This window comes from Pseudomonas entomophila, assembly GCF_029193575.1.
GTDB lineage: Bacteria > Pseudomonadota > Gammaproteobacteria > Pseudomonadales > Pseudomonadaceae > Aquipseudomonas > Aquipseudomonas entomophila_G.
On record NZ_JARGCS010000029.1, the window covers coordinates 14,222 to 26,640 of the forward strand.

Here is a 12,419-nt window from a genome sequence, read left to right on the forward strand (position 1 = left end):
GGCAAGGCCCAACCCTCTACTATCGATGCGATGAATTGACCGGAGCGTGCTCGCCTACTTTCACTATTTGCAGCGAGTTGGTCCCCCCAGGTGGCGCCATGGGCTTGCCCGAGGTGACGACCAGCAAATCCCCCGGTTTTACCACGCCACGTCTGATCAGCAGTTCCTCAACACCAGCAATGACTTCATCGTGATGACGCCAGGCATCGGCGACGATCGGTTCGACATTCTGGAACAGGGCCATCCAGCGGGCAGTCGACACGGATCGCGTCAGTCCGTAAATCGGAATAGAGGAGGTATGCCTGCTCATCCACAGTGGCGCCGCCCCAGACTCCGTTAGCGCAATGATGGCTGATGCCCGCAAGCGGTAAGCCGCAAACACGGCGCTGACCGCGGTGGCCTCATCGATCTTGTCCAGGTCGCGCGCCAGCAGCTCGCTGTCAGGCAAACCGATGCGCAGCTTAATCGCCTCTTCGCAAATAGCGGCCATCGCCGCGATGGTTTGCACCGGGTAGCGACCCGTGGCGCTTTCCGCAGACAACATCACCGCATCGCTGCCGTCCAATACGGCGTTGGCCACATCGGAGACTTCGGCGCGGGTTGGAATCGAGTGGGTGACCATCGACTCCATCATTTGCGTTGCAGTGATGGTCAGGCGATTGGCTGCCCTGGCCATCTTGATCATCATCTTCTGCAACGCAGGGACGGCGGCGATACCGACCTCCACGCCGAGGTCGCCACGCGCCACCATGATCCCATCAGAAGCCTCGATGATTGCTTGAAGTGCAGGAATGGCCTCGGCGCGTTCAATCTTCGCGATCAGCTTGGGGCGCGCGGCTGCGCGCTTGCAGAACTTTTCCACCAAGGCACGCGCCTGTTGCATGTCCGATGCGGCCTTGGGGAAAGAAACGGCAATCAGATCGGCCCCCAGTTCAAGGGCCACTTCCAGGTCACGAATATCTTTTGGCGTAAGCGCCGGTGCCGAGAGCCCGCCGCCTTGTCGATTGATGCCTTTGTTGTTTGACAGCTCACCGCCCACACGGACCGTCGTGTGTATCTGCTTGTCCTTGACCGACTGGACATCCAGCACGATTGCACCATCGTTCAAAACCAGGACGTCCCCGTGTGCCACTTCATCAACCAACTCGGGATAGTCCAGCGAAACACGCTCCGTGCTGCCTGCGACGCCATAGCCACACAGAACGAACGGGGCGCCGGGGTTAAGCGTCACGCGACCCTCAACGAACTGGCCAACACGAATCTTGGGCCCTTGAAGGTCGGCCATGATGGCGACCTCGCGCCCCGCGCGTGCAGACATCTCGCGAATCATATGGGCGCTGCGCCGATGATCCTCGGCCGTGCCGTGGGAAAAGTTCAAGCGAGCCACGTCAAGGCCTGCATGCAACATTTCTGAAAAGACCTCGGGCGAGGCGGACGCAGGTCCAATGGTCGCGACAATTTTCGTCTTGCGGTGCATTGCGAAACCCCAAATGTTTGTGGAGGCCAACGGCTGGCCAGGGTCGTTAGTGGCGTATTAACGTGCAGGGGAATGCCGCAGTGATTAGCTGCGGCATTCGTCCTCAACCCTGGTGAGGGATGTCCCAAAGGTTCAGCGGGGTTCCAATGCCTTTGGCGTGCGCGTTCTGCAGCACCTCGTAGCCCCAGCTGATGTCGAAGACCGACATGCCGCAGGCGATGAAGATGACGCGGTCGGACGCATGGGTACGGCCCGCTTTTTTTCCATTGACGACATCGCCCAGCCCCGTCGATTCCGTCAGCGCTGGCAGCTTGCCGGCATCGATGAGCCGATACAGGGGGCCGCCGATCACGCCGTTGTAGTAACCCTCCTTGTTACCCGAGCCGATCGCGTCTTCCACGTAGGCCTCGTGCAGCTTGGTGTGGTCATAGACGACGCGCGCGCTGGTCAGGAAGGATTCATCGGTATTGACCGGCCCCGAAACCAGGAGGGTCGCCCCGGCCTTGATCCATTCGTCCTTGAAGAACAGCGGCTTGAGGCGCGAGGCCGCGACGGTAATGACATCCGCGTCACGGAAACCGGCTTGCGTGTCGTCGGTACCGCTGGCCTTGATGTCATAGGTCTCGGTAATCCAGGCCGCCAACTCGTTGGCCTTGTCGAGGAACAGATCGAAGCACACGACTTCTTCGACAGACTTCAACTGCGTGATGATGGCCGAGAAGCACGCCTTGTTGATCGGGCCGCACCCGACAACCGCGACCTTCTTGCTGGTGGGGTTCGCCAGATGCTTGGCACCCACCCCAGGCACTGCGCCGGTGCGCGCCGCGCTCAGCAAATTAGCGGACATCAGCGCGAGGGGGGCACCGGTGTCCTTGTCATTGAGCATCATGGTCAAGATGGAGCGAGGCAGGCCTTTTTCCATGTTGGCATGGTTGGAGCCGTACCATTTGTTGCCACAGACATCGAAGCGCCCGCCCAAGTAACCTGGCATCGCGGCAAAACGACGATCAGGCCCGGCCACCGGCATGTTGGGGAAGTGGGTTTGCTTCGGAAAAACGATGTTCATCCCGTGGCTGTTGTGATTGGCTCCACCCATCAGGTAGTCGCCAGTGCCCAAGAGGCTGAAGGTTTCCTCGCACACTTCCACGCAACGTTTTGCATCCAGTACGCCAGCGGCGACCATGTCGGCTTCAGACAAGTAAGTGAAATCGATTTTCGGGTACATAGTTTGTCTCCTGCTTGTGAGGGGCGGCGGTTAAAAGCGCAGCAGCGGTTTGATGTCGAACAGGCGACAGCCTGCGTTACGAGCATTGGCACGCATGAGGAAGTTGAGTTTTTCGATGCGCTCACCCGAGCGGGGGGCGCCGTTCTTCTGGAAGGGCACTTGCAAGCCCACGGAAAGATCCATCACGACATCGTCGACCACACCGCCCGAGCGCCCGGAAGGCACCGCGATCAGTCCGCGATCGGTCGCGAAGCGATAAGCGTCCAGCGATTCCGTGATCGTGCCGACCTGGTTGGGTTTTAGAACGAACCCGTCGACTGCCTTCAGGTCGTAGGCTTTCTGCAGGAGTTCGGTTTTCGTGACGGTCAGGTCATCCCCGAGGATCAGTGTTCGTTGCAGCACGGCCTTGGCGTTCTGGTAGCCGTGCCAGTCGTTCTCATCCAACAAGTCTTCAATGAAGACGAAGTCAAACTTCTCCGTCAGCCGCTTCGTGTAGGCGATCAGCTCATTGGAGGAGACTCGCTGCCCCTTCAACAGGTAGGTTTTGCTGTGCGGGTCGTAGAACTCGCTCGAGGCGCAATCCAATGCGAAGGCAATCGCGTTGCCATAGCCTGATCGGTTGATCGCGCGCTGCATGAGTTGCAGAACCACTTCCGGGTCATCGCTTGGGGCGGCATAGCCATAGGAACTGGCCACGCCTGGTTTGTGCCCCAAGTGCTCGGTCAGTACCTGGTTGAGGTGCTGGAACACCGCCACGGCCATTTCGATCGCATGGTCGATGCTGTCGGTGCCATAGGGGACGATCAGAAACTCATTGAACGACTGTGTGAAGTCGCCGTACTGGCCGCCATTCACCACGTTGAAGCACGGAACTGGAACGGTCTCGATCGCACCCCCCGCGATGTGGTTGTAGAGCGGAATGCGTCGGGCATCCGCCGCGGCGCGAAAAGCCGCGATCGAGGTGGAGTAGATGGCGTTGCCGCCCAGCACGTGCTTGTCCGAGGTGCCATCCAGGTTGATCATCACTTGATCGATTGCACGCTGGTCATTGACATCCAAGCCAATGATCGCCGGGGCGATCACTCGCATCACGGCATCGACGGCTTTATGGACGGTCAAGCCGCCATAAGACGACATGTCCCCGTCACGCAGGACGAACGCCTCATGCATGCCCACAGACGTGCCCGTCGGCGCGGCCCCACGACCCAACGCACCGCTCTCGGTGCGGATTTCAACTTCAACAGCAGGTCGGCACTTGCAGTCGATGATCTGTTGGGCACTCACCGAAACGATTTTGTCGGCCATCTCAATGCCCCCCTACGGCTGGCACATAGACGATGTTGAGGTCGCACAGATTGGTGCCGGTGTTGCCGGTGAAGATCGCCGAGCCCATGGCTTGCAGCGCCTCGAAGGTGCTGTGCTCGCGAAGTGCTTGATAGAGATTGATGCCTCGAGCAGTGGCCACCTTGAGGCTCTGGGAGTCAGTAATGCCGCCAGCGACGTTGGTCGTGCCGTCCGTGCCTTCACTGTCGATGGACAGCAGGCAGGCGCCCGGCGCTTTGGCCGCCGCGATGGCGAAGCCAACCGACATTTCCTGGCCTGGCCCGCCGTGGCCCTTGATCACCGCGTTATCCAGAATTTGCGTCGTCACTTCACCGGAGCTCAGCAGCACGCAGGGCGGTTTGATCGGGTTGCCATAGGCCTGGATTTCACGCGCCATCGAGGCCATGAACGTACCGGCATCTCGGCTTTCGCCTTCAAGGAAGGAGGAAACGATCAATGCAGGAATGCCCATGGCCTCGCACGCTTCCCTGGCGTAGAGGCACGAGTCCGGCAAGGTATTGAGCAGGTAATAGGTGTTGTCGGGGAATGCCTTGGGGGTTTCACCTTCAGGGCCGACGGTGCTCAGGTAGTTGACGATGCTCTGGGGCAGCTTGTCGGTCAGGTCGAAGTTGACGATGGTTGCGCGGGCGTCATCCAGCGTCGTCGCGTCCGGCCCGATTGGGGTGCTTTTGTAAGCCGGGTAGGGTTGGGCGATATCGCCGGTGGCAGGGGTGCCGACCGCGTCACTGATGCCAATGCCGATCAGTTCCGCACCGATGTCCTGGATGCGCTTGGCCAGCATGCCGCCGTTCAGCGCGGAGATATGACGCCTTACCGCATTGATCTCATAAATGCCGGCACCCGACTTGAGCATGACGTCGGTGGCGTCGATCTCGTCCTGCAGCGTGATGCCCTCCCGTGGGCACGACATCAGCGCAGAGCTGCCGCCACTGATGACCGCAATGAACAGGTCATCCTTGTTCGCCTGCTTGATGATTCGGATGATTTCCCGAGAGGCTCGGTAGCCTTCTTCATTAGGGAGAGGGTGCCCGCCGACGTACACCTCGGTTTTGTCGAAGCGGTCAGACGCCTCGTGAATCTTGACGATGGCAATGCCGCGCGTGAGGCGGTCGCCGAGCACGTGGTCGACGGCCATCGCCATGTGATTGCAGGCTTTGCCGGCCCCGAACAGATAGATGTTCCTCTTTTGCCTGAGATCCCAGCACTTTGCACCTACGTGCAGCACATCACCCTCAAGGCGCATGATGCTGCGGATGCGTTCATAGCTGTCCAGGCGAGCCAGGGTTTTGTCAGCGATCTCGAGCACGATTCGGCGAGAGCTGATGTCCCCACAGTCGAGCAAGTCCACGGAATTTCGGATTTTTTTCATTTCAATTCCTGCGTTGAGTCATACGGGGTCTGAAGGCTTCTGTCTCAATGTCGATTGTCCAACAATTGTTTCTGGCAAATTTTTTTGTCTATCCCTATCCAGCGTCCTTTGGCCATATCACTGGATTTGCTTGCCAGTGTTGATTGTCCAACAATTGATTCGCTCAAATTTTTTGAGCAGAAGGCCGGGACGTTCCGCCCAACCTTCATGCTCAATAGACGCTAGTCGTTCAAACCTGGCGTTTTGCTTTCCTAGGTGATCATGTGGCTCATGGTTTTCAAATGTTCAACCAGGATGGCCCCTTCGGTTTCATTGTGCTGCATGGCGCAGTTCATGGCGGCCTGCTCATCCATGGCCTCGATGGCCTCGATCAAAGGTTGATGCTGGTCCATGATCTGCGCACCTTCGGAAGCCAGTGCATCGCTGGATTGGATGTAGATTAAAATCTGCGGCTGGATACGTGAGTACTGGTCGATCAAGCGGCTATGCTGGGTCAGGTCGATAATCGTCTTGTGCAACGCCATGTCAGCGCTGGCGATTTCACGGTTATCGCCCCTCAGGCACGCGGTCTTCAGCGCTTCGACAGCCTTGCTGATAGCGGTGAAAGTAAACCCTGACACACCTTCTTTCTGAACCCGCAACGTCACAAGCCGGGCGGCGAGGGCTTCGAGACTTCCACGAAGGGTGTAAAGCTCCCAGGCATCCTCCGGGCTGAGGTTCATGACCGACCACCCGGTGTAAGGCGTCTGGATCACCAGGCCTTCTTGCACCAACTGGTGGAACGCGGCGCGGACGGTCCCCCTGGATACGCCTAGTTGCTCGGATGAGCTGATCTCCGTCAGGCGCGTGCCTAGCGGGATAGCGCCAGAAACGATCGCGTCACGCAGCAGGTCGGCGGCTTTCACCTCGGTGCTTCGCTTCTGGACTTTGGGGATATTGATGAGAGTCGTATTCATGGGGGCTGTTATAGCAGTGCGCAAGATTGATTGTCAAACAATCAACCTTTGAGTGGCGGGTTGCCTCACACCGCCGCTAGCTGTTCGCGCAAAAATGCCACGAACGCCTTGACCCGCGCTGACTGCCGGCGTGTCCCATCGAAAACCGCGCTGACCGGTAGCGCGGGTGGCTGGAACGCCTCCAGCAACGTGCAAACATCTCCACGGGCGGCGTCATCGGCGAACAACCAGCGGGGCGAAAGCGCAATGCCCAATCCGGCGAGTACCATCTCGCGGATGGCCTCGCTGCTGTTGCTCTTCACATTGCCGGTGACAGGCACCTCGAGTACCTGACCTTGCTGCTGGAACTGCCAGACGTCGTAGCGCTTGAGCAAGGTGAAACCGATGCAGTTGTGCGCCGCGAGGTCGGCTGGGCTTTCTGGTCGACCGTACCGCTCCAGGTAAGCGGGCGCCGCGTAGACGTGGCGCATGCTGGAACCCAACGGCAACGCGATCAGTCGGTCATGGGACGGGGCGCCAATGCGGATCGCCACGTCTATGTTTTCCTGCACCAGGTCCTCGTTGTGATCGTTCAGCCGCAGGTCTATGACCACCTGCGGGTGGCGTTCGAGAAACAGCCCCAGGCGCGGCGCGATCTGTCTTCGACCAAAACTCACTGGCGCGGCGATGCGAAGCGTTCCGGCCACCTGTTCCTGGCCTTGGGCAAAGCGCAGGGTGGCCGCTTCCAGGTCGGTGAGGATTGCCCGGCAGTGCTCGTAGAAGCGCGCGCCCTGGTCGGTCAGTGCCAACTGCCGTGTGCTGCGGGTGAACAGCGGGCCGCCGAGGTGGGTTTCCAGCGCGCGGATGTGCTTGCTCACGGCGGGTTGCCCCAGGTTCAACTCCCTCGCCACGGCAGAAAACGAGCCGCGCTCCACGACCCGGACGAACGTGCTCATGCTGCTGAAGAGGTCCATGATCAATTTGCTCGTTATCAGGAATTGAACATATTCGAATTAGCTTTCTTATAGGAATGCGAGCGAGGCGGCAACCTGTCGGTATCCATCACTCAGGATCCACACCATGAAAGACACGATGCTTGCCGTTGTCGCTGAATCCGCTTCGGTGCCGCTGGTTGTGAAGCGCATAGCACGCCCGCAACCGGGCAAGGGACAAGTGCTGCTCAAGGTCCATGCGGCTGGGCTCAACCCACTGGATACCAAGATCGCCGCAGGGGTCGCTGGCCATGCCCGGCAGCCGTTGCCTGCAGTACTGGGGCTGGACGTCGCAGGCACCGTGATCGAGGTGGCGCCGGACGTCGAGCATTTCGCCGTGGGTGACGAGGTATTCGGCATGGCGGGCGGGATCGGCGGTGCGCAGGGCGCGATGGCCGAGTACATGGCCGTCGATGCCCGGCTGATTGCGCCGAAGCCGCGAAGGCTGAGCATGGCCGAGGCGGCCGCGTTGCCGCTGGTATTCATTACTGCCTGGGAAGGGCTGGTGGACCGCGCCAACGTGGGCGAGGGCCTGCGCGTGCTCATTCACGGTGGTGCGGGAGGCGTGGGGCAGGTCGCTGTGCAACTGGCCAGGGCGCGCGGCGCCGAGGTCTACGCCACCGGGGCAGCGGGCAGCCTGGCATTCATCCACGCATTGGGCGCCACGGCCATCGACTATCGCGCCGAGACGCACGAGGATTATGTGCAGCGCTGCACCGACGGGGAGGGTTTCGATATCGTCTACGACACGGTCGGCGGCGACACCCTGGAGGCTGCGTTCCACTCGGTGAAGGCGTACACCGGCCATGTGCTCAGTTGCCTGGGCTGGGGCACGCACAGCCTGGCGCCGCTGTCGTTCAGGGGAGCGAGTTACTCCGGGGTGTTCACCCTGATGCCGTTGTTGACCGGCAACGGCCGCGAGCACCATGGCGCGATCTTGCGCGAAGCCGCCGCGTTGGTCGAGGCGGGGCAACTGGGCATCCGCCTCGACACCCGGTGCTTCGGGCTAGCGGAAGCCAACGAGGCTTTACGCCAGGTGGCCGAAGGACGTGGGCGGGGTAAGACCGTGCTGCAGGTTACCCCGTGATCACTGGCGACGCGTTAAACCTGGTCAGAGATGGTCGGCGTCGATCACCGCCTGGGCGAACGCCTTCGGTGCCTCATGCGGCGGGTTGTGGCCGATGCCGCCGGTGAACACGCGGTGCTCGTATTTGCCGGTGAATCGCTTGGCGTAAGCCTCGGCGGGCGGGTGCGGGGCGCCGTTGGCGTCACCTTCGAGGGTGATGGTCGGCACGCTGATGCTGGGGAAGGTGGCCAGCTTGGCCTCCAGCGGGTCGTACTGGGTCTCGCCTTGGGCCAGGCCCAGGCGCCAACGGTAGTTGTTGACGGTGATGGCGACCTGGTCCGGGTTGTCCAAAGCCTGGGCGCTGCGCGCGAAGGTCGCGTCGTCGAACGCCCATTTCGGCGAGGCGAGCTGCCAGATCAACTTGGCGAAGGCGTGGCGGTTCTTCTCGTAGCCGGCTCGGCCGCGCTCCGTGGCGAAGTAATACTGGTACCACCATTGCAATTCCGCGCTCGGTGGTAGTGGTGCCTTGGCCGCTTCCTGGCTGCTGATCAAATAGCCGCTGACCGCGACCAGCGCCTTGACCCGCTCAGGCCACAGGGCCGAGACAATGTCGGCGGAACGTGCGCCCCAGTCGAAACCGGCGAGCACCGCGCGCTTGACCTGCAAGGTGTCCATGAAGGCGATCACATCGCTGGCCAGCGCGGCGGGCTGGGCGTTGCGCGGGGTTTTGTCGGACAGGAAGCGGGTCTCGCCGTAGCCACGCACCGAGGGCACCAGCACTCGGTAGCCCTCGGCGGCGAGCAACGGCGCCACTTCTTCGAAGCTGTGAATGTCGTATGGCCAGCCATGCAGCAGGATCACCACCGGGCCATCGGCCGGGCCCTGCTCGATGTAGGCCACGTCGAGCACGCCGGCCTTCACGTGCTTGAGCGGGCCGAAGGTCGAGGGTGCCGCCACCTGGGTGGGCCGGGCCGCGATGCCGGCAGCTTGTGTGGCGCCCGAGGCGAGGATGCCCAAAGGTAGCAGCACGCAGGCGAATAATGCGCAAAGCTGGAAGTGTCGGGGGGCGAGCGTGGCGCTCATGTGACGGTCTCCGTGGCGTGGCCTGGGTAGCGGCGGGGTGGCGTCAGTTAAGAAGAGGGCTGTGTCGTGCGTGTGTCGACATGTGCGCCGGGTGTGTGTACCTGTGTCGAGGGGTTGCTCATACACATAACGCTACAAAAGCGGACGCAGGGGAAAATCCGTTAGCATGTCGCTCTTTTTTCTCCGCACTCGGATACGCCATGACTACCCCGATCTTCCGCCCGGCCACCGCCGGGGACGTCGACCGCTGCTACCACATCGAAACCACTGCCTACGAGGGCGACGAGGCTGCTACTCGGGAAAAGATCGCCACGCGTATCGCCCAGTATCCGGAGGGGTTCCTGGTACTGGAGCTCGAGGGTCAAGTGGTGGGCTTCATCAACAGTGGGTGCGCCCACCAGGTGGTGATGTCCGACGAGGCCTTCAAGGAACTGGTCGGTCACGATGCCCAGGCGCCGAATGTCGTGATCATGTCGGTGGTGGTGGACCCGGCGTATCAGGGCAAGGGTTACTCGACGCTGCTGATGACGCGTTTCGTCGAGCAGATGCGCGCCGGCGGCAAAGCCACCATCCACCTGATGTGCAAGGAGCGGCATGTGGGGTTGTACGAAAAGATGGGTTATGGCTACGTGCGCCCGTCGACCTCCGACCATGGCGGCATGGCCTGGCACGAGATGGTCATGGTTCTCTAAGCGACGCTGCGTTGCCGCTGATACGGTTTTTTTCGGGCAACCTGAATCTGTAACCGTATCAGCCGTGGGCGGACAATCAGCACCAGGCCCAGGTGGCTGCAACGCCAGCCGCCAGGTGCGTTCCGTCAACACACTGTAGAGGTTCCGATGGGCAAGCTCTCGCTGTTCCTGGGTGGTTTTCTGCTGCTGACCCTGCTGATTGGCCTGCTGGGCACCATTCCGCCGGGTTGAGGCCTCACGCTTTGCAACATCCTTTCCTAGCCCGTCTACCCGTGAGACGGGCTCGATGCGTTGGCCTCAGCGTAGCGTCGGGATAAATGGATTATGCAAGTGATTCTCAAGTGCAAATGACTCGTGTAATCTCCCGCCGCCGTCAACAGGGCTCGCGCGGGCGGCCCGGTCATTTGCCTTGGAGTCGTACATGGAATGCAAGAAGGGCCCTGAAGCGATGCTGGAGTGGCGCGGGCGGTTTCTCGGCGAGGGCACGCTTTTGGAACGGGAGTATGACCAGGCACTGCTGAACGCCGAGCAACTGGAGCGGGAGGGGGTGATCAGCACTGGGGAGTGGATAGAACTGGTCAGGCAAGCCAACGCAGCGCTGCTGCGTGTGCGATAAGTCATTCTTGCCATGGAGAAATCTGTCCACAAAAAACGTGGGTAGGTCTGTGGATAAAACGCTGTAGGCCAGGCCTGAAGCGGCCTTTGTTAGATTGAACAGAATTTGTACAGCCGTTTTGGCAACTCAATGCGTTGCCTGGCTCAGACTACCTGGCGCTGGGCCACGGCGTGTTCGACGCGGTTGCGACCCTGTGCCTTGGCCCGGTAGAGCGCCTGGTCGGCATCGGCCAACAGGGCGTCCAGGCTGAGTCGGGCACCGGCTTCTGCGTCGCCAGCGACGCCAATGCTGACAGTGATGCGCAGGTGTTTCTCGCCATGTAGCACCTGCATCTCCTGCACCGCCCGGCGTAGGCGTTCGGCGGTGAAGCCGGCCTGCTGCGCGGCAAGGCCGGGCAGCACGACCACGAACTCCTCGCCACCCAAGCGGGCGAACAACTCGCCTTCGTGCAGGTGCGCCTGCAGGGTGTGGGCGAACTGACGCAGCACTTGGTCGCCCACCGCGTGGCCGTACTGGTCGTTGATCGCTTTGAAGTGGTCGATGTCGAGCATCATCAGGGTCAGCGGCAGGCCCGGACTATGTTGGTCACGGCCCCCTAGCAGGGCGCTGGCGCGTTCGGTGAAGGCGCTGCGGGTCAGTGTGCCGGTGAGGTGGTCGACCGTGGCCTGGTGCGCCAGGCGTGCCAGCAGGCTGCGGTTGGCGCTGCTGACGCACGCCACCACCAGCGGCCCGAGCACCAGCATGGCAATGCCCAGGCGCGCTGACATCAGTGCGGTGACCCCGGCCTCGCTCTGCGGCACGCTGAAGTGCATGAGGTTCTGCGCCACCGCGACGATCAGCGTGCTACCGGCGGTAAGGGTCAGCAAGGACACCAGGAACGGTGAATAGCTCAGCGCACACCACAACAGCGCCGAGATCGGGAAGGCGATCGCCCCCGGCCCGCCGAAGGCGATGCTCACCCCCAGCGAGGCCAGCAGCACCAGCAGCGGCGCCAGGCGGATTGGCTGGCTGCCGCTACGCAACAGTGCATGGGGCGACGGTGCGGTAAGCAGGATCGGCAGCACCAGCACGCTGGTGGAGAACTGCTCGCTGAACCAGGCCAACCAAGTGGCGCGTAGCGATTGTTCGAACCACGGCGTGGCTACCAGGCAGGCGAGGGTGGCTGCCACCACGCCGCCTGCGGCACAGGCGCCGAACAGGCGTAGCACGCCGTAGGGCGTGCGCAGGCGTCGGTGCGTGCGTGGCAGGCGCACCAGCAGGCGCCAGATGGCGATGACTGCGCCGAGGTTGCACAGGTTGAACCACAGCGCCGGCAGCCAGGCGCTGCCGCACAGCAAGTCGGCGGCGACCATGGCCAGGTACATCAGGGCGAAACCGCTCAGGCTGGCTTGGCGCGGTTGGCGCAGCAGCAGGCCGGCGAGCACGGCGTTCACCGGCCAGAACAATGACAGGGATTCGATGGGCCGTGCCAGGATGCCGCCCAAGGTCAGGGCGAAGGTCAGGCCAAACAGGATAAGCGGGGGCAGCAGGCGCGCGTGGGCTGAAGACACCATGGGTTCGACCGGCAAGCGGAAACGGAATCCAGGACGACAGCGGTAGGCACCTGGGACAAAGTCATGT

The 12,419-nt window shown here is 61.6% G+C and carries 11 protein-coding genes; 3 read left to right on the forward strand and 8 right to left on the reverse strand.

Annotation, left to right across the window (positions count from 1 at the left end; translation table 11 throughout):
• Window positions 1-19 precede the first annotated feature (19 nt).
• The 6 genes from pyk to P0Y43_RS12895 form a co-directional block, all read right to left on the reverse strand.
• Entirely contained in the window at window positions 20-1,477 is a 1,458-nt protein-coding gene (gene pyk, locus P0Y43_RS12870) for a pyruvate kinase (RefSeq protein WP_275637638.1), read from the reverse strand.
• A gap of 103 nt (window positions 1,478-1,580) precedes the next feature.
• A complete protein-coding gene (locus P0Y43_RS12875; RefSeq protein ID WP_275637639.1) occupies window positions 1,581-2,702 on the reverse strand; it encodes a tyramine oxidase subunit B in 1,122 nt (373 codons plus the stop codon).
• A gap of 30 nt (window positions 2,703-2,732) precedes the next feature.
• Window positions 2,733-4,007 carry a phosphopyruvate hydratase gene (gene eno, locus P0Y43_RS12880; protein WP_275637640.1) on the reverse strand — a complete coding sequence of 425 codons (1,275 nt, stop codon included), beginning with the start codon at window positions 4,005-4,007 and terminating at the stop codon, window positions 2,733-2,735.
• A 1-nt stretch (window position 4,008) separates the two neighbouring features.
• Window positions 4,009-5,415, reverse strand: coding sequence for a glycerate kinase type-2 family protein (locus P0Y43_RS12885; protein ID WP_275637641.1), 1,407 nt, complete (start codon window positions 5,413-5,415; stop codon window positions 4,009-4,011).
• Window positions 5,416-5,666: 251 nt separating this feature from the next.
• The gene (locus P0Y43_RS12890) at window positions 5,667-6,371 is read right to left on the reverse strand and encodes a GntR family transcriptional regulator (protein ID WP_275637642.1); all 705 of its coding nucleotides are present in this window, start codon (window positions 6,369-6,371) and stop codon (window positions 5,667-5,669) included.
• 65 nt (window positions 6,372-6,436) lie between these two features.
• Window positions 6,437-7,324 carry a LysR family transcriptional regulator gene (locus tag P0Y43_RS12895; protein ID WP_275637643.1) on the reverse strand — a complete coding sequence of 296 codons (888 nt, stop codon included), beginning with the start codon at window positions 7,322-7,324 and terminating at the stop codon, window positions 6,437-6,439.
• Window positions 7,325-7,430: 106 nt separating this feature from the next.
• Here P0Y43_RS12895 and P0Y43_RS12900 point away from each other — a divergent pair, with 106 nt between their 5' ends.
• Window positions 7,431-8,429 carry a zinc-dependent alcohol dehydrogenase family protein gene (locus tag P0Y43_RS12900; protein WP_275637644.1) on the forward strand — a complete coding sequence of 333 codons (999 nt, stop codon included), beginning with the start codon at window positions 7,431-7,433 and terminating at the stop codon, window positions 8,427-8,429.
• Between the two features lie 24 nt (window positions 8,430-8,453).
• Here the strand turns inward: P0Y43_RS12900 and P0Y43_RS12905 are convergent, their stop codons facing one another.
• Window positions 8,454-9,491 (reverse strand): alpha/beta fold hydrolase, encoded by a 1,038-nt coding sequence (locus P0Y43_RS12905; protein ID WP_275637645.1) that lies wholly within the window; start codon window positions 9,489-9,491, stop codon window positions 8,454-8,456.
• Window positions 9,492-9,691: 200 nt separating this feature from the next.
• On the opposite strand from P0Y43_RS12905, the gene P0Y43_RS12910 reads away from it, so the two are divergent.
• Together P0Y43_RS12910 and P0Y43_RS12915 are read left to right on the forward strand one after the other, a co-directional pair.
• Window positions 9,692-10,183 (forward strand): GNAT family N-acetyltransferase, encoded by a 492-nt coding sequence (locus P0Y43_RS12910; RefSeq protein WP_275637646.1) that lies wholly within the window; start codon window positions 9,692-9,694, stop codon window positions 10,181-10,183.
• A 421-nt stretch (window positions 10,184-10,604) separates the two neighbouring features.
• Window positions 10,605-10,799: a hypothetical protein gene (locus tag P0Y43_RS12915; protein ID WP_275637647.1), complete on the forward strand. Its 195-nt coding sequence runs from the start codon at window positions 10,605-10,607 to the stop codon at window positions 10,797-10,799.
• A gap of 143 nt (window positions 10,800-10,942) precedes the next feature.
• Here P0Y43_RS12915 and P0Y43_RS12920 read toward each other — a convergent pair whose 3' ends face one another.
• Window positions 10,943-12,367 carry a GGDEF domain-containing protein gene (locus P0Y43_RS12920; protein ID WP_275637648.1) on the reverse strand — a complete coding sequence of 475 codons (1,425 nt, stop codon included), beginning with the start codon at window positions 12,365-12,367 and terminating at the stop codon, window positions 10,943-10,945.
• Window positions 12,368-12,419: the final 52 nt, after the last annotated feature.